Source organism: Pseudoalteromonas sp. C2R02, assembly GCF_018860845.1.
Classification (GTDB): Bacteria; Pseudomonadota; Gammaproteobacteria; order Enterobacterales; family Alteromonadaceae; genus Pseudoalteromonas.
The window spans coordinates 92,036-108,981 of the sequence record NZ_JAHKQC010000039.1 but is presented as its reverse complement, the minus strand read 5'-3'; the positions used below and the strand labels follow the sequence as shown (position 1 = coordinate 108,981).

Here is a 16,946-nt window from a genome sequence, read left to right as displayed (position 1 = left end):
ATATTGTATTTTTAAATTTCACAGCTTAGTAATAAGAATGCTCACCAGGATTATGGTCTGTTGCATCTTTAACACCTTTAATTTGTGGGAATTTAGCTAGCATTTCTTTTTCGATGCCTTCTTTTAAAGTAACATCAATCATAGAACAACCGTTACAACCACCACCAAACTGTAAAATAGCGATATCATCAGCAATTTCAACTAGGCTTACTTGGCCGCCGTGACTTGCTAACTGTGGATTTACTTCAGTATCGATCATATGCTGAATTTGTGCTTCTAGTGATGCATCATCACCTAACTTTTTAGCTTTTGCATTTGGTGCTTTTAAAGTTAATTGAGAACCCATTTTATCAGTTACAAAGTCTATTTCAGCTTCGCCTAAAAACGGTGCACTTTCAGCATCAACAACGGCATCAAAACCATTAAATTCAAGATGGATATCTGTATCTTCAACCGCATCTTCAGGGCAGTAAGAAACACCGCACTCAGCTTGTGCCGTACCTGGGTTTACTACGAATACGCGGATTTTTGTATTTTCAGCCTGATCGGCTAATAATTTTGCAAAGTGACTTTGCGCTGTTTCTGAAATATTGATCATAAGACGGTATACTTGACTAAATTACTAGGTTACTGCATATCATACTCCGCTCGTCTTATTGTCGCTAGTACCTGTCGAAAAAATTTGGCTTTATTATTGTGCAATGTTAATTTTAAGTTATCAGTCACCTTACCTAGAATAAATAACTATGCGCTTGTTTCGTTTTATTTTATTAATATTTTTTAGTCCACTCGTCTTGGCCAAACCTCTTAACTTTTATTTTGACTCAGATGTTAAATTCGACCCAAATATTCCCACGCCAAAAGAAGTGTTAGGTTATGAAGTAGGTGATTGGCATGTTCGTCACGATCAATTAGCACGTTATATGCAGGTATTAGCTGAAAAAAGTGACCGTATTAACATTGAAACAATTGGTTATAGCCATGAGCAACGTCCGCTTTTAATGCTTACAGTAGCAACACCTGAAAAATTAAAAAATATTGATACGATTCAAGCTAAACATATTGCTCGCTTATCTGATGGTGAAGTTAAAACCAATGAAGATGACCCTGCTGTTGTATGGATGGGTTATAGCGTTCACGGTAATGAGTCTTCAGGTAGTAACGCTTCTTTATTAGTTGCTTATTACTTAGCAGCAGCGCAAGGCGAAAAGATTGAAAAATTATTAAATAATACTGTTATTTTAATTGACCCTTCTTTAAATCCAGATGGTTTATCGCGTTTTGCACAGTGGGCAAATATGCATAAAGGTCAAAACTTATCAAGCGATCCAAGCCATAGAGAGCATGTTGAAGCTTGGCCTAGTGGTCGTACAAATCACTACTGGTTTGATTTAAATCGTGACTGGCTTTTATTACAACACCCAGAATCGCGCGCTCGTGTTGCTAAATTCCACCAGTGGAAACCAAATGTATTAACTGACTTCCATGAAATGGGCCCGCATAGTACTTATTTTTTCCAGCCTGGTATCCCTAGTCGTAAGCACCCACTTACACCTGTTCGCAATGTAACATTAACGAAAGATATTGCAGTATTCCATGCTAAAGCACTAGATAAGCAAAACCAGTTATACTTTACTGAAGAAAGCTTTGATGACTTTTATTACGGTAAAGGCTCTACTTACCCAGATGCAAACGGCACTATCGGTATTTTATTTGAACAAGCGAGTTCTCGTGGTCATCAACAAGAAACAATCAATGGTTTATTAGAGTTCCCTACAACCATTAAAAATCAACTTACAACCTCTTTATCTACTTTTGATGCGGCAGTAGCTGGCAGAAACAACCTATTAGACTATCAAGATAATTTTTATAATGAAGCATCTGAACTTGCTGGTAATGATAAATTAAATGGTTATTTGGTATCTGAGCCGAACGATAAAACACGTTTAAATAAGTTTTTAAACTTACTTAAACAACATCAAATCAATGCATATAAAATTGATAAAGACTTAAAAATCGCCAATAAAACATATAGCGAAAAAAACAGTTATTACATTCCTTTAGATCAAGCGCAATACCGTTTAATAAAAGCAATATTTAGCGAGCAAAAGAACTTCGAAGATAATACTTTTTACGATGTATCTGGCTGGACAATTGCTCATGCCTTTAACATTGAATTTGCTAATTTAACAAGCAAATGGGGTTTAAAATACTCAGATAATGCTTGGACTAAACCACAACCTAAATCACTTGATAAATTAAAAAATAACTACGCATACGCTTTTTCTTGGGATGATTACGCAGCACCTAAAATGCTTAATACTTTATTGAAAAAAGGCATTAAAGCACGTGTTGCTTTAGGTGATTTATCTGCTATTACCACTAAAGGTAAACATGCTCTTTCAGCTGGTTCAATAATATTACCTGCAGGATTACAAACTGTAGATAATTTCACAGAGATCTTATCGCAAGTACAAACTGAGTTTAATATCCCCATTATTGGCATTCAATCAGGTTTAACACCAAGCGGTGTTGATTTAGGTTCGCGAAAATTAGCGCCAGTTACTTTACCTAAAGTATTATTAATTGGTGGTAAAGGCACTAGCCAATATGAAGTAGGCGAAACTTGGTATTATTTAGATCAACATGTGGGCATTGCACCAACAGTTATTGATGTTGATAGATTAGCGCGCATTGATTTTGATAAGTACACTCATGTCATTATGGCCAATGGTAGCTATTCAGGCTTTACTGATGCAGCAAAAGTTAAAATGAAACGTTGGATCAAAGAAGGCGGTGTAATTTGGGGTCATAAAGGTGGTGCTAAATTTTTAGTTGATAATAAGATTCTAAAAGCTAATTATATTTCACCAAAAGATATGGCTGAAACTTTTGATACAAAAGCACTGACTTATGCAGATAAAGATAGCTTAGCAGGTAAGCAACGTATTGCAGGTGCGATTTATAAAACGCAAATCGATTTATCTCACCCGTTAACTTATTCAATTCCACGTGAAGATTTACCGGTATTTAAAAACAACACATTTTTATTAGAGCCTGTAGATGTACCATTTGTAAATATTGCTATTTACGATAAGAACCCATTAATGGCAGGATTTAGTCACGATAATAATATTAAACAAATTTCAGGTGCTGCAGCATTAATGGCCCACTCTTATGGCCGTGGCCGTGTAATTGGTATGACAGATAACCCTGTATTTAGAGGTTATTGGTACGGTACCAGTCGCATATTAAGCAACGCATTATTTTTTGGTAAAACATTTAGTGCAAGAGCTGAATAATAACTAAAATAGTTAATCTAAAATTTATAGGGCATGATAGTTTCATGCCCTTTTTTATTCTTGGATATTTTATTTGTAAATTTATAAAGAAATAGAGTTCCTATTCTAGTTAATTTCAAATAAAATAAATATAAAGTACCATGTAGGTACAATTTAAGGATGAATATCAATGAAATACCTAGCCATATTATTAACAGCTTTTATATTAACCGCTTGTTCTACGACATCTAAATACCCACATTATTCAGTATCTGATGCTGCTCAAACCTCAATAAAAAGTCAAAATGGCTTACGCAGTACGCTTAACTTTAAAGTAGAGGGTATAGGACATTTAAAGGGTAATAAAGAGTGGTACCTCAACGCATTACACAATTATAAATTACCAAGTAATGTCACTGTTGTTATAAAAGAAAAACTTGCACCTCAATTGAGCGACAAATTTAATATTAAATCACTGAATGAGCTTAAAAATAAAGAAATCGAAGTATACGGTTTAGTAAAAAGAGAAAAAATTTACTTTTATAATAAAGGGTTAAGCACTGGTAAGTTTTATTACCAAAACCATATACAACTGACTGATATCGAACAAATTAAATTACTAAATTAATAAGCAGATATAACCACTCTACTTTTCCAAAGGTGTTAAACAGGTTGCCCAAGCCGATACATGTTTAGCACCTGCAGCTTTTAAACAGCTTGATACTTCATTAATCGTAGTACCTGTGGTGATCACATCATCAATTACCGCGACAACTTTACCTTTCACATTACCCGTTACCCTAAAAGCTAAGTTTATATTTTTACGTCTTTGTGTAGCATTTAAATTAGTTTGCGCTTTGGTGTATTTTTCACGTATTAACACCTTTTCTTGCAGCAATGATTGATTGAAATTAGGCAAAGTAAGCAATGCATCTCGCCAAACTTGCTCTACTTGATTAAAACCTCGCGCATGATAGCGCCTATGGTGTAACGGCATGATTATTATCATATCGGGCCAAACCCAATGCGCATGTTCTTGAGCGACTATTAATTGATATTGAATGATTTGAATTAAGACATGACGGTAATAAATTTTATTATGAAACTTAAATTTACTCAACCAAATAGAATTTGGCTCTTGGTACCACAATACTGCAAATAAACTATCAAACTTCACTTTTTTAAAGAGTCGCTTAACATCAGGTCTCAGCAATAAGTTAGGCTCTGTTATTGGCAAGACCAGCTTAGGTAAATCCTGTAAACACACTTTACATAACTTAGGCTGATCTTTAATTGTACTACTGCACATTAAGCAAGAATGGGTATATAACAAGTCTTCAATATATTTTATAAACCAGAATAAAGTCACTCCTTGACCCTTATGTTATTATCTTGTCTAATTTAGTGTGGTTAAGGTTTATTGAATATGCAAAACGAATGTGTTTTTTTACACGGCTGGGGAATGAATAAAAATGTATGGCAGCTATTAATTCCAGAGCTTGAATCTGAAATATCTATGCCGATAAAAACATTAGATTTACCTGGATTTGGAGATGACCAAGCTTGTCCAGCACCTTATAATTTAGCTAATGTCGCAAATGAACTTGCTGAGAAATTATCAGATAATAGTACGCTTGTTGGTTGGTCTCTTGGTGGACTTATCTCACTTTATATTGCTAAACACCACCCCAAAAAAGTCGCTAAAGTAATTTTAGTTGCCTCAACACCCTATTTTACAGAACAAGATACTTGGTCAGGTATTAAGCCAGATGTACTTAAGGCCTTTATGTCACAACTGAGTGCTAATACCAATAAAACCATAGATAGATTTCTGGCGATACAAGCTATGGGCAGTGATTCAGCCAAACAAGATATCAAACAACTTAAACAATTTATAAAAAGCGCTCCTGAACCACAAGAAGTAGCCCTAAGAACTGGCCTCGACTTTTTATTAAACGAAGATTTACGTACATTATTTTCTGAGTTAACGATACCTTTGCACGGTATCTTTGGTGCTTTAGATGCATTAGTTCCTGCTAAAGCCGTTGCTAAAATTCAAGCTTTAAACTCTAATTTTAATGCCCATGTAATCAATAAAGCATCTCATGCACCTTTTATTTCTCATAAATCAGAATTTATAAAAGAGCTTAAAGAAATGCTTTAAAATTAGTGGATTAAAGCAGGCTAAAAAATAGTATTTAGTTATTTTGATCTGTTACTTTATTTCGCGCGTTTTTTGAGCGATAATTAGGTTAGAAAGATCGTTTATAGGAGTTATTTTATGATTAGCCCCGCTTTAAATTCCGGTGTACAAGGGTTTCAAAGAGCAAATGCAGAAATTTCTGAATCATCCAGAAATATCAACCGTGCTGCTCAAGAGCAACAAGCACAGCAGAATAACCAAATAGATCGAGATCAAAATCTTGAAGCTGCGCGTACTGATGAAGCAATAACACAACCAGCTCAGCCTCCAGCTAAAATTGATGAAGAATTGGTTAATTTAAAAGTTGAGCAATTTAATGCGCAAGCAAATGTAAGCACAATTCAAACTGCCGATGAAGTATTAGGTACTTTAATTGATGTAAGAGTTTAAAGTTCGCTTATGAATATTGTTACGACGCCTCCTCCAGTTAATCTGAATACAGCCAATGTATATACTGAGACTGCGCATCGTGACAATCAAAAAAGAGAACTCATTCAAGAAACAGTAAAACCGCAAGCCTCTCCTGCCGAGTCTAAATTGGCAGGTGATTCAGATAAAGCCAAATTACCAGGTCAATCCGTTAGTGAAAACCAAGAAGTTTTATTCAGTGAAGAGGCTACGAATAAAAGAATAGAAGAAGAGAAAGAAAACGAATCTAAAAAAGAAGAGGAAAAAAATCAACAACAGGAAGAGCAAAAAGAAAAACAGCAAGATAAAAAGCAAGAAGTTGAAAAACTTGAATTACAACAAATAAAAGAACTTAAAGCGCGAGATACTGAAGTTCGTAACCATGAGAATGCCCATGCGGCTGTTGGCGGACAATACGCAGGCTCACCGAGCTATGAATACCAACGAGGTCCCGATGGCGCTAATTATGCTGTTGGTGGTGAAGTACCTATTGATATCTCAGTTATCCCAAATGATCCTCAAGCAACTATAAATAAAATGCAGCAAGTACAAGCTGCAGCCCTTGCTCCCGCAGAGCCATCAAGTGCTGATCGCGCTATCGCAGCTGATGCCACTCAAAAAATTTCTGCAGCGCAAGCTGAGCTAACTAAAGAAAACGCTAAGCTAGACAAAGAAAGTGATGCCACTGAAGATGAAAGATTAAAATCAGATGAAAAATCATTAAAAGAAAATAATGAAGAACCGCAAAAAAAAGAGAGTTTATTATCTCAAAGAGATACATCAATAAACGAAAGAGCTGAACGCATCGCTAACTTTTACCACGCAGCCACTTCACCGTTTACAGCACAAAAATTTGCCCAACAAATATAGTCAAAATAAGTCTAATACCTAACATATTTATAAACATCTTTAGTGTCTTTTTTAAAATCTGAGGTAAAGTTCTAGGTTCTAGGTTCTAGGTTCTAGGTTCTAGGTTCTAGGTTCTAGGTTCTAGGTTCTAAAAGTAAAAAACCAACACACTCAAATCAAGTTATGTTGGTTATTTTTAATATCTGATTCTACAGGTTTTAAGCTGGGTATCTAGCTTCTAAACCTTGGTATACTAATTTTGAGAAATCAGGATGTTCAGTATCTAGTGACTTAACCACTTCTACTAAATGTTCGTTATCTTCTTGGCCATTCCACACTTTAATGTAGCTACCATCTTTATAACCATGATCTTGTCTAAAGAAATTAAGCGTATTTTTACCTACATAACCTCTAAATAAATCATTTAAATCCATGCCAATTTGTTGCATACAACCAGCAAAAGCAGCAGCATCAAACTCTTTATTGGCTACAGCAGCAGCGGCTAATAACTCTAAAGTTTGCTTAAAGTCATCTGCAAGTTTAGGTTCAGACATTTCAGCTAGTATTGAATTAGCTAAATCTTGATAAGATGTTTTACCATCAATGCGTAATGCTAAACCAAAATGAAAGATATCAACAAGCTCTAAAATTACTTGATCAGTATCTGGAGACTGTTTTTTCCACCACTTCCAACCATAATGATCAAGCATTTCAGCACACTCAACCCAAATAGCACGATTCCATTCAAATCCTTGCTCAAACCATTTTTCATGAATTTTGGTATTCATTGCGTTTTGCATTTCAAGCATAATCGCAATTTTATTCGCATCTACAGACATTCTTAATTCTCTATTTATGGATTTACGAGGGGAATTATAATTTATCTAACATGATTATGCACCCAGCTAAGGTCAGCTCAATGCATATGATTTTGTCTTATATAATTTGGAAAAATTAAACGCGTTAAGCTACCTTAACTCAAAGTCACACTCATTCACTATCACGTAACGTGACTTGAAGCTTTCACCAGTATTAAATTCAAACCGCATAGAGTCTAATTCAAATCTTGGGTGTGGGTATTTTTCAATCCAACCCATAGTAGCACTGCAAATCTCTTCTAATTTATGCAGCCTGAAGCTATCAACAATCACAACTGCTTCTTTATCTTCTAAAAAGCTACGCTCAACATTTTCAGACCAATCAGTATTAGCAAAGTTTTCTTTTAAATAATAAGATAAATCTGAATTATAAAAATCTTCTGATTTTTTAGCCCGTTGTGATTTTGCCTTTTGAGCAAATTGCATCAGTGATTGATCTTTTTTGATCGCTATTTCACGCTCACCAGAACTACATCCTCTTGTTGTATAACGCATTTCACCTGAAGAGCTAATGCATTTACTTACTTGTTTTTCAGCAGATGCAAAACCAGAAATCAACAACAGTACAATTAGAAAGTATTTCATTTTAATTCTCATTTTATAATACACAATTGCAGTTCTAATTTTGCCAAATTATGTACCTAAAGATCAAGTGTTAGCAAATTATTTACAAAAATATAATAAACTAGTGTTTCAAATTTACTACACTTTGTAAATTAATACTTACCTATTTTCGAGTCGATTATAATCAAAAAGTCCAAATTCAATACCTTTGTATTGCTTTGCGATCTTATGTAATAAATCACTGTAATACCAAAAATCGACATGTGTTCGCCTAATGCCATATGTCGATTTAAGAGCAAAATAATCGTTTTCGCTTTTCATAGCCTGTAACTGCGTTATGAAATCCGCTAGTTGATGCTTTTTCAAATACCAAATCGCACTAGGATAATCTCCCACAAACCCAGGTAGTAGACTTAGCGTATCTTCTTTATAGGCTCTTTGACCTTTTTCATTTAATAAACTAGTGATATTAAAATGCGCATTATGATGCAATGCCGTATAACCTCGATATGTATTATCACCTTCAACCATAATAAACGAGACTTGCGGTAATAAATTTATTGCCTGAGCGGGCATATTTACAAGCTGCAATAACCCCATCGAGTCTTGCTGCTGATCCATTTTATATTGCGTATTTAATACAGGTTTTAATGTTTTTTGTATTTTTTGATAAAGCTCTTTTTGTGGATCGTCAGTAAGATACTCAATACCGGTTTCTTGCTCAAACCCTTGTTTATTTCTTTGCAAAAAATTAATTAAACTTGGTGTTGCATCACGATACCAATGTGATTTTATATCTTGTCTACTTTCACTTGGTAAAAGCGCTAAAAAACTGCCTTCGCCTTCCATACGTAAAAAATCCATATATAAACGCGTTAATAACTGATGACCTACATTGCCATAAACGTCATAACCTGCCACTAGTAGGTAATGAATGCGCTCAAATAGTGCATAATCTATTACCCAAGCTGTTTTTGGTGCTTGACCTACAAAACCCTTTAATACAGTAGCACTATCAAAATGACGGAATATCGTTAAAGCTGCATTATCATTAGTGCCTTCACCATGCCAAAGTAAGTCTGTATTTAAATGCTCTCCTTGCTTAAATATTTTATTTGCTAACTTTGCTTTTGCTGCTAAATAATTATCTTGTGACTTTGAGTATTTCAGCCAACTAAAAATGGGCAATGTATTGCTTTGTTCTTGCGCTGGTAGCGCTAAATCATGAGTTTGCTCTGCTAAAAACTGGTTTGCATCTAAAGAACTATTAAGCGTAGGATCTACAAACATCACCCAAAAATGATCGTTTATAACATTGAGTGCTACTTGCCCTCGACAAACTGGACCTTTAATAAAACCCATAATAATCAATTGTGCTTCATCTAACATAAATTGATATTTACTTTTAACGGGTATTGCTGCAAAAGTTTTAAAAGGATTTGATGCCGATTCAATATCATAACTTGGCAATTGAGATATTTTATAATCAGCGGTAATAAATTGTTCAAAAAGCCGAGTTATCTTTTTATCATTTAATGCTAAAGGTAAATGTGTTTTTGCTAAAACTGTTGCGGGGTCTTGCCATAAACGATAATACACCCTGTCTACTTTTGGGTCTTCAAAAGGTCTTCTTGTAGAAATTTGCTCAATTTCTTGTCCAGGGGGGGTTTTTGAACGTACCAATTTAAAAAATATTGTATCGTCTACTTTAGGAAAATAGATATGTGCTAAAAACCAATGTTCATAAATATATCTTGAGGCTAATTGATGCTTTAAAGAATCTTGATTTAAAAATGACTCCCATTTATCAACTTCTTGTTGTAAATCTATATTTAGCTTATCAGGCTTCGGCATTTTACTGCCCGTTTTCAACCAATGCTCAATAGCTTTAAACTCTGTATGGTTAATAGCAGGTAAACCATATGGCATGCCAGATAATGGTTTATTATTTTGTACTTGATGAAATTGCTCTATAGGTGCGCATGTTTGAGCGCGCTCTAACGAAAAATCAAATTCTTTAGGTAAAATATGATTACTTGGTAAAGGAAAGCTTTGTTTTAGCAATAAGGAATTATATAAAACACTGCCTGCTAAATTTGCTTCTTCGGTTTGCATACGCTCATTAAGCACGGGTGAAAAACCTCGTACTCTCCAGTCTTGCGTATTTTGACCATCTATAAATAATCGGTTTGGTTTTTCAGCTAATAAGCGAGCACCATCATAAACTAGCTGATTTGAAATACCGCGCTCTATCCCTTGTGCTGATGACAGCTTTAATTGACATGGCGCATCATAACATCCGTGGCAAACCACACATTTTGACTCTAATATCGGTTGAACGGACTGCGAAAAATATCTACCTTCAACTGAGTCAGGATCAACCCTTCGTTCTTGAATACTCGCTTTACCAAATAAGGTGTCATATTGATGTATACCATATACGGCACAACCACTTAAAAGCGTGATTATAAATAATAAAACGAGCTTGTTTTTCACTTTATTCCTCGCCCTCTACATCCATATCAAAGGTAGGTAAAAAGTCCATTTGCGGAGATACAAATGTTTTACCATCAGGGAAAATAACAATCGCAGCAATACTCGGCCCTTGAGTCACTTGCATTTGTGCCACATGATCATCTCCAAGTAGTTTAAATTCAGCTGACATATCAATTAATTGATATTGATTAATATAAATAGCAATACTGCTATCGGCTTCTGGCGCTTGGCACATATGAGATACTAGATCTTCATCTAATATAATATCAATTGAGAAATCAGGCTGTTCTGGATCTCTATTCTGTAATGTTTCATCAAGCAAAAATAAAGGTAATGTGAGGTTGGTTCCTAGCGCTAAATCCATAATTAATTCCTAATCAGAAATATCTTTAAAAATAATAATTGGATCATACCAGATTGTGCCACTTCATAATAAAAAAGGCACTCAATTGAGTACCTTTAGAATTTATTTTGAAAAATTATGGGGTTTCGCTCTGTATTATAGAAAATACTGCGCCTTGTGGATCGGTAATAACACTAAAGCGACCCACTCCAGGGACATCTGTTGCTTCAACACAAATATTAGCACCTAGGTTTTTAGCTTTTTCTATATATGCATCGCAATCAGTGACAGCAAAATATATCATCCAATGAGCTGGGATATCTTCAGGCCACTCATCAGTCATTGTCATCATACCAGCAACAGGCTCTTCTTGATCTCTAATGAAAAATAAAGAATAAGCCATTCCTTGCATATCTTGATCTTTAACCTGCCAGTCAAATAAGTCGCAATAAAAGGCCTTACTTTTATTCGCGTTTCTTGTCGCTAATTCATTCCAAACCATAGTACCAGGTTCTTTAAGTTTACGTGCCCCAGGGTGTTCCGCACCTTGCCAAAGCGCAAACATAGCACCGCCTGGTTCAACCATTAAACTCATCTTGCCTGCATCACCTACATTCATAGGCCCGCAAATAATTTCAGCATTGAGCTTTTTTGCTTTTTCAGTCATGAGGTCGACATCATCTACTGCAATGTAATTTAACCAATGGCTCGGCATACCCGACTCTTGCTGTGCCGCCTCCATTTGATACATAGCCCCAATATCTAAGCCATCTTGCTGTAGCATGGTATAAAAAACACCCTCACCTATAGGCTGGTCATCAAATCCCCAATTAAATAACTGAGTATAAAAAGCCTTTCCTTGCTGCCAATTTGTAGTACTGAGCTCCGGCCAACAAAAAGTACCTGGTAAATGAGTATCAAATTTTGCCATTATTACTTTTCCTTTTTATTATTTTTTCTTTATTTAAATTAATAGATAAAAACACTTTTCGCCAATTATTTTTATCTATAAGCTAGCCTGCATTGATCGTTAATTTATGAGCCAAAAATGAAAAAAATCATCTTTACATCTTTATTGCTAAGTTCAACTTCTGCTTTATCAAGCCCTGCACCATTAGTATCTATTGATACACATGATCAGTTTTTTAACGCAATATCAAAACATTGTGGTAAGGCATTTTTAGGAAAAGTAACTGCTGGCGGCAGTAGTGACGATAGCTTCAGTAATAATGATTTAATCATGCATGTACGCCGCTGTACTGATACTGAACTACAAGTTCCTTTTCACGTTGGTAAAGATGCATCTCGTACTTGGATCATAACTAAAACAGGTTCGGGCCTATCTTTAAAACATGATCATCGTCATGAAGATGGTTCAAATGATACTTCAACTATGTACGGTGGCCATACTGTAGATGGCGGTTGGGCACAGGCTCAGTCATTTCCAGCTGACCAATACTCTAAAGAGTTATTTATAAAATCAGGTATTCCACAATCTACGGCGAATACATGGCATATGTATATCTACCCAGAGAAATTTACTTATCGCTTAACACGAGAAGGAAGAGACTTTAGAGTAGATTTCGATTTATCAAAAGCAATCACACCACCAGCTGCACCTTGGGGCTACAAAGACTAATCCTTTTTATTTATTATCGCTGTGTTCACATGAAACTATTACTTTTAGATTCTGTTGCAGAGCGCGAGGAGTTGTAGGCATCGAATCAAATTTCTGCACTCCTGATAAAACTTTCAATGTATAACTTTTACGATGGCATAATCTAGCACTATGGCGCAATAGAAAAGTACTTTGCTGATTAAAATGATGATAAGAGTCTGAGCGAATTTCTAATTGATATTTATTTTCTGATAATTTCACTTGCTCATAATTTACACCATGATCAAAATCATGTAATACATCCGCTTGAACTAATGTTCCAATAGATAACATAGATAATAAACTCAATTTTATTATTCTCATGTCAGATAATCCTAAAAATGCTCCTAAAACATAGCATCCTTTATTTACTGTTTTAATTCAACAAATAAAAAAGACCTATAAAATAGGCCTTGATACTTAAAAGTAATGAAATTTAACAATCTATAAAATTAAGCACAGCCTACATCTAGCTTTTCAAACCAAGCTAAAAACTCCTGCACTGCGTCATCTTTAAATATTCGACCATGCTGTGGCGCCATCATTTTTATATCGAGCTCTTTAACCCTTGCTATCCAATTCATTTTAGCCCGATTTGAAGGCATCCAACGGCGGTGAAAGTATTCCATATGCGCAACATGCTCGCCAAAATCTTCAACAAACATAGGCACATCACCTTTTTCAAGCGAAGCGCCTAAGTCACCACTCATCAATATTTTAGCCTCAGGGTCATAAACATTAAAATTACCCGATGAATGCAAATAATGCGCGGGGATCAATCTAAAGTTATTACTGCCTAATTTTATTTCTCCCCCCTCATCTTTCACCGCCATAAATTCAATATTTTCCATGCCAAAATGACGAATAAACCCTTCCCATAACCAAGGAGCATATAGTTTGGCTTTAGGAATTGTTTTATCCCATAAACCTAAAGAGGAAATAATGTCGGGGTCTTGATGCGAGGCAAATAAAGTTGTTAGTTTACTTAGCTCTGTATAACCTAATATCCCGGTCAACATAGGAGAAAAAAGCTCTATACCGCCAGGATCCAGCAACATAGATTCAGTATCTGTACAAATTAAATATTGATTGGTATCTATTATTTTTTCTGGCTTTGATTCATCTCTACCAAACACAACCCACTTATGATGCTTTCCTTCATAAATTACACTTGATTTCATTTTTTATTCCATTATTAATCTAAGTTAATGTTCGTTATCCGCTCACTTTTATACGTTTTAATTGAGATAAGGTGCTCAAATTAATCGAAATGGCTGATTTTATTCTTAGTGCAGCCGAAGCGATATAATCTGATACTGACTCTAAGCTATCGCAATATTCACCTGCTTGAGAAGCCTCCACCCTAGAGGTAACCGCGATATACTCAGCGGCGCGCATTTGCTGTCTTATTTCTTCAAACTGCAACGTTAGCGCCTGCATTTCACTATTAAAGCGCGTTAAACTCTCCCTAAAAATTTGCGTTGATTCATTTTTAATTCTTTTAATTTCAACATGGTTTTTATCATTTAATGAGTAAGCACGATTAATATGGTGCTCAAATTGAGAAGCTCTTAATTGCTCTAAAGCAAGTTTAAATAACAAGTTTGAATGCTGATTAATTTCTTGGGTTGTTTGTATGGTTTTAGTCGAAAACTCATCAATAAAATTTGTGATGGATTTAAAACCTAAAGCCGCCTCTCCCGCTCGAATGGCAACTACACGTGCATTTTTTGCAGCTAAAGATAAATTTTTGGCTTCGACCAGAATGATATCTAACTGCGCAACCACGGTTGCCACAATAATGAAACATCCTATTTCTTGATTGTTTTCAACATGTACAGTCATATTTAGCTTTTTTATTTAGAACATAGCTAAAGCATAGAAACAATTTAAGATTTTGCCGAAATTTTTTAAATATTTTTTAGATTGATGGATATTGCGTACTCAAAACTCACCTTTAACTATATTTTTTCGGTTTAAAAGTATACTATTTAACTGTAGGTTAACACTAAGGTTCATATGATAGATTTTCAGCATTTACTCGAAGCCCACAGAAAATTTAATACGCTATTGCGAGATTTAGCTCTGGGAATTGAAATTGATACTTTTATGCTTCAAGTTGTTGAAACAGTTGAAGAGTGCATCCCAAACTCATTTTCTTCCATCTTACATTTAGATCCTAAAACAAATACACTACACAGCGCTGCTAAAAACAATTTGCCCGATTTTTATAATCAAGCAATAAATGGGATTGAAATAGGACCTAACATTGGCAGTTGTGGTGCCGCTGCTTTTTTAAAAGAACCTGTCATAGCCTCTAATATAAATACACACCCTAACTGGCAAAACTATTTAGCGCTCACACAAAAAGCAAATTTACATGCTTGTTGGTCCATTCCTATTTTATGCTCCAAAAAGAAAGTCTTAGGCACATTTGCTATCTATCATCAAACGCCTACTACCCCATTACCCGAAGAGCGTGAAATTTTAGATATTGCCGCTTTAGTGGTTTCTGTTGCCATTGAAAAGCAAGAATTAGAGGCTAAGGTCACTTATGCTGCAACCCATGATGAGTTAACAGGTTTATATAATAGAAACTACCTAAATCATGCAGGGGAAGCACTGCTTTCAATTAGCAAAAGAAAGCAACAACCGCTCGCTCTATTATTTTTAGACTTAAATAAATTTAAACGTGTAAATGATAACTTAGGCCATAAACAAGGTGATATTTTATTGAAGCAAGTGGCAGAGGAAATTCAAAGTTCAATTCGACCTTCAGATATTGCAGTACGATTTGGTGGTGATGAATTTATTATTTTGATGTTGATAGAAAATTTAGAAGAATCAGAACTTATTGCAAAGCGCATTCAAAAAACAATGAAAAATAAAATAAATAAAGCAATTTTAGAGCTAGGTTTTGGCGTCAGTATCGGCATTGCGTCCAACGCTGAGAACTATCAATTAACGCTATCTAAGCTCATTAATATGGCCGATAAAGCCATGTATGATTCAAAGAAACATCAATCACAGTTTAGCCAATACTCTGAATCACTATAAAAAGTTTTTTGGCTTTGCTTGACCAGCCCAAACATTAAATAGCTTTTGTTGTTTATTTGATATTTTTAGCCCATAAGTCTTCTGCATATAAAAATAAGTATCAGCAATGTGTTTTTTTGCACTTTTTGGTGGTTGAATGACTCTTTGTTTAAAATCAATTTTAACATCACAAGCACCATACTTAGTTTCTGTTTGGGGTAAAACACCAAATCTAAAATTAGACCTATCGGCATTTATCTCTCCAATTGCAGGCGCTAAATTGTGTATGTCAGCTTCCATTTTTCTAAATCGAGCGCTGGTTTTTCTACAGTTTTTTCTACCACCTTGCTGCCAGCATTGTAATTGATGACCAAACTCCCATGCTGACACAATATGCTCCCACTCAATTCTTTTTGCTCTTTGATTAACTTTGCCTTTTTTGGTGAATTCATTTCTAGGCTCATAACCACAGGCTTCAGTTTCTGGTATCAATTTTTTACCTTGTTTGGCAATGTCACAACCACAATACAAAGTTTTTGCTTCTGCTTTAATATGCTTTTTTAGATAACGCTTAGCTTGACTAAAGGAAGTGAATTCTTTTGAGGAAGTACAAAATGGAGCAATAAATACACAGAGTAAAAGTAATAACAAAAAGGGTTTTATCAAAATATCAACTTAATCAAAATTATATAATTACAACAAACCAATAATATCATCTTTAAAACATAACTAAAAATAAGAGATTAACTAGAGCCATAACGATAACTAAGGTAAAGTAAGGCTTTAAATACCTAAGCCTCTTGGTATAACCACCTCTGTAAATCGCTAAAGCACAGGAAAAAGAAAAATGTCTGAAATTCAATTCTTAAACGTTGATTTAGAACTCGAATCAAAAAATGATATCAGCGTATTAGTTGGCGAATTAGCTAAAAAAGCAATTGTATTAAATTATGATAAAGATGATTACCGACAGTCTGCACGTATAGAAGCTGATACTGACATTAAAACACCAGATCAAGCTATCAACCACTTATGTGAGCAACTAGAGTCATGCTCACGAAACGCACTTAAACAATGGTTAACATGTTCAAAACGTACTTTTGATATTGGATTTAACTCTGGTACAAAACCAAAGTGTTTTAACCAAGCAATCAAATCGGATACTTTGTTAAGAATCTCAGCAATTGATGCAGGTATGGAAATTACGATTTACCCTGTAGAGTAAACCTCT

At 34.9% G+C, this 16,946-nt stretch carries 19 protein-coding genes; 8 read left to right on the top strand and 11 right to left on the bottom strand.

Annotated elements, in window-relative coordinates:
* Positions 1–25 precede the first annotated feature (25 nt).
* Complete coding sequence (gene nfuA / locus KO527_RS17825; protein ID WP_042150269.1) at positions 26–598, bottom strand: Fe-S biogenesis protein NfuA; 573 nt, start codon at positions 596–598, stop codon at positions 26–28.
* 148 nt (positions 599–746) lie between these two features.
* Between nfuA and KO527_RS17820 the strand changes: the two genes are divergently transcribed.
* Complete coding sequence (locus KO527_RS17820) at positions 747–3,302, top strand: M14 metallopeptidase family protein (RefSeq protein WP_216041629.1); 2,556 nt, start codon at positions 747–749, stop codon at positions 3,300–3,302.
* A 169-nt stretch (positions 3,303–3,471) separates the two neighbouring features.
* Positions 3,472–3,909: a hypothetical protein gene (locus KO527_RS17815; protein ID WP_216041628.1), complete on the top strand. Its 438-nt coding sequence runs from the start codon at positions 3,472–3,474 to the stop codon at positions 3,907–3,909.
* A gap of 18 nt (positions 3,910–3,927) precedes the next feature.
* Here the strand turns inward: KO527_RS17815 and KO527_RS26455 are convergent, their stop codons facing one another.
* Entirely contained in the window at positions 3,928–4,650 is a 723-nt protein-coding gene (locus KO527_RS26455) for a phosphoribosyltransferase family protein (protein ID WP_216041627.1), read from the bottom strand.
* A gap of 57 nt (positions 4,651–4,707) precedes the next feature.
* Between KO527_RS26455 and bioH the strand changes: the two genes are divergently transcribed.
* The 3 genes from bioH to KO527_RS17795 all read left to right on the top strand — a co-directional run bounded on the left by bioH (position 4,708) and on the right by KO527_RS17795 (position 6,762).
* A complete protein-coding gene (gene bioH / locus KO527_RS17805) occupies positions 4,708–5,445 on the top strand; it encodes a pimeloyl-ACP methyl ester esterase BioH (RefSeq protein ID WP_216041626.1) in 738 nt (245 codons plus the stop codon).
* A gap of 117 nt (positions 5,446–5,562) precedes the next feature.
* A complete protein-coding gene (locus tag KO527_RS17800; RefSeq protein ID WP_216041625.1) occupies positions 5,563–5,874 on the top strand; it encodes a hypothetical protein in 312 nt (103 codons plus the stop codon).
* A 9-nt stretch (positions 5,875–5,883) separates the two neighbouring features.
* Positions 5,884–6,762: a putative metalloprotease CJM1_0395 family protein gene (locus KO527_RS17795; RefSeq protein WP_216041624.1), complete on the top strand. Its 879-nt coding sequence runs from the start codon at positions 5,884–5,886 to the stop codon at positions 6,760–6,762.
* A 197-nt stretch (positions 6,763–6,959) separates the two neighbouring features.
* On the opposite strand, the gene KO527_RS17790 is transcribed toward KO527_RS17795, so the two are convergent.
* From KO527_RS17790 to KO527_RS17770, 5 genes are all read right to left on the bottom strand, one after another.
* The gene (locus KO527_RS17790) at positions 6,960–7,580 is read right to left on the bottom strand and encodes a dUTP diphosphatase (RefSeq protein WP_042150284.1); all 621 of its coding nucleotides are present in this window, start codon (positions 7,578–7,580) and stop codon (positions 6,960–6,962) included.
* A gap of 129 nt (positions 7,581–7,709) precedes the next feature.
* Entirely contained in the window at positions 7,710–8,204 is a 495-nt protein-coding gene (locus KO527_RS17785; protein WP_216041623.1) for a hypothetical protein, read from the bottom strand.
* Positions 8,205–8,342: 138 nt separating this feature from the next.
* Positions 8,343–10,679, bottom strand: coding sequence for a fatty acid cis/trans isomerase (locus KO527_RS17780; RefSeq protein WP_216041622.1), 2,337 nt, complete (start codon positions 10,677–10,679; stop codon positions 8,343–8,345).
* Between the two features lies 1 nt (position 10,680).
* Positions 10,681–11,043, bottom strand: coding sequence for a hypothetical protein (locus KO527_RS17775; protein ID WP_216041621.1), 363 nt, complete (start codon positions 11,041–11,043; stop codon positions 10,681–10,683).
* Between the two features lie 115 nt (positions 11,044–11,158).
* A complete protein-coding gene (locus tag KO527_RS17770) occupies positions 11,159–11,953 on the bottom strand; it encodes a VOC family protein (RefSeq protein ID WP_216041620.1) in 795 nt (264 codons plus the stop codon).
* 117 nt (positions 11,954–12,070) lie between these two features.
* On the opposite strand from KO527_RS17770, the gene KO527_RS17765 reads away from it, so the two are divergent.
* Positions 12,071–12,661, top strand: a complete 591-nt coding sequence (locus KO527_RS17765) for a hypothetical protein (protein WP_216041619.1) — start codon at positions 12,071–12,073, stop codon at positions 12,659–12,661.
* Between the two features lie 6 nt (positions 12,662–12,667).
* On the opposite strand, the gene KO527_RS17760 is transcribed toward KO527_RS17765, so the two are convergent.
* From KO527_RS17760 to KO527_RS17750, 3 genes are all read right to left on the bottom strand, one after another.
* The gene (locus KO527_RS17760) at positions 12,668–13,003 is read right to left on the bottom strand and encodes a hypothetical protein (protein ID WP_216041618.1); all 336 of its coding nucleotides are present in this window, start codon (positions 13,001–13,003) and stop codon (positions 12,668–12,670) included.
* A gap of 128 nt (positions 13,004–13,131) precedes the next feature.
* Positions 13,132–13,860: an MBL fold metallo-hydrolase gene (locus KO527_RS17755; RefSeq protein ID WP_216041617.1), complete on the bottom strand. Its 729-nt coding sequence runs from the start codon at positions 13,858–13,860 to the stop codon at positions 13,132–13,134.
* A gap of 34 nt (positions 13,861–13,894) precedes the next feature.
* A complete protein-coding gene (locus KO527_RS17750) occupies positions 13,895–14,524 on the bottom strand; it encodes a chemotaxis protein (protein ID WP_216041616.1) in 630 nt (209 codons plus the stop codon).
* A gap of 174 nt (positions 14,525–14,698) precedes the next feature.
* Here KO527_RS17750 and KO527_RS17745 point away from each other — a divergent pair, with 174 nt between their 5' ends.
* A complete protein-coding gene (locus tag KO527_RS17745) occupies positions 14,699–15,736 on the top strand; it encodes a sensor domain-containing diguanylate cyclase (protein WP_216041615.1) in 1,038 nt (345 codons plus the stop codon).
* Here the strand turns inward: KO527_RS17745 and KO527_RS17740 are convergent.
* Positions 15,731–16,378, bottom strand: a complete 648-nt coding sequence (locus tag KO527_RS17740; protein ID WP_216041668.1) for an endonuclease — start codon at positions 16,376–16,378, stop codon at positions 15,731–15,733. The genes KO527_RS17745 and KO527_RS17740 overlap by 6 nt on opposite strands.
* A gap of 184 nt (positions 16,379–16,562) precedes the next feature.
* On the opposite strand from KO527_RS17740, the gene KO527_RS17735 reads away from it, so the two are divergent.
* Positions 16,563–16,940 carry a hypothetical protein gene (locus tag KO527_RS17735; RefSeq protein WP_216041614.1) on the top strand — a complete coding sequence of 126 codons (378 nt, stop codon included), beginning with the start codon at positions 16,563–16,565 and terminating at the stop codon, positions 16,938–16,940.
* Positions 16,941–16,946 lie beyond the last annotated feature (6 nt).

Coding starts and splice junctions, on each gene's coding strand:
- KO527_RS17755 (WP_216041617.1), bottom strand. CDS start 13,860: ATGAAATCAAGTGTAATTTATGAAGGAAAGCATCATAAGTGGGTTGTG.
- KO527_RS17820 (WP_216041629.1), top strand. CDS start 747: ATGCGCTTGTTTCGTTTTATTTTATTAATATTTTTTAGTCCACTCGTC.
- bioH (WP_216041626.1), top strand. CDS start 4,708: ATGCAAAACGAATGTGTTTTTTTACACGGCTGGGGAATGAATAAAAAT.
- KO527_RS17750 (WP_216041616.1), bottom strand. CDS start 14,524: ATGACTGTACATGTTGAAAACAATCAAGAAATAGGATGTTTCATTATT.
- KO527_RS17745 (WP_216041615.1), top strand. CDS start 14,699: ATGATAGATTTTCAGCATTTACTCGAAGCCCACAGAAAATTTAATACG.
- KO527_RS17800 (WP_216041625.1), top strand. CDS start 5,563: ATGATTAGCCCCGCTTTAAATTCCGGTGTACAAGGGTTTCAAAGAGCA.
- KO527_RS17760 (WP_216041618.1), bottom strand. CDS start 13,003: ATGAGAATAATAAAATTGAGTTTATTATCTATGTTATCTATTGGAACA.
- KO527_RS17775 (WP_216041621.1), bottom strand. CDS start 11,043: ATGGATTTAGCGCTAGGAACCAACCTCACATTACCTTTATTTTTGCTT.
- KO527_RS17795 (WP_216041624.1), top strand. CDS start 5,884: ATGAATATTGTTACGACGCCTCCTCCAGTTAATCTGAATACAGCCAAT.
- KO527_RS17770 (WP_216041620.1), bottom strand. CDS start 11,953: ATGGCAAAATTTGATACTCATTTACCAGGTACTTTTTGTTGGCCGGAG.
- nfuA (WP_042150269.1), bottom strand. CDS start 598: ATGATCAATATTTCAGAAACAGCGCAAAGTCACTTTGCAAAATTATTA.
- KO527_RS17790 (WP_042150284.1), bottom strand. CDS start 7,580: ATGTCTGTAGATGCGAATAAAATTGCGATTATGCTTGAAATGCAAAAC.
- KO527_RS17815 (WP_216041628.1), top strand. CDS start 3,472: ATGAAATACCTAGCCATATTATTAACAGCTTTTATATTAACCGCTTGT.
- KO527_RS17765 (WP_216041619.1), top strand. CDS start 12,071: ATGAAAAAAATCATCTTTACATCTTTATTGCTAAGTTCAACTTCTGCT.
- KO527_RS17735 (WP_216041614.1), top strand. CDS start 16,563: ATGTCTGAAATTCAATTCTTAAACGTTGATTTAGAACTCGAATCAAAA.
- KO527_RS17785 (WP_216041623.1), bottom strand. CDS start 8,204: ATGAAATACTTTCTAATTGTACTGTTGTTGATTTCTGGTTTTGCATCT.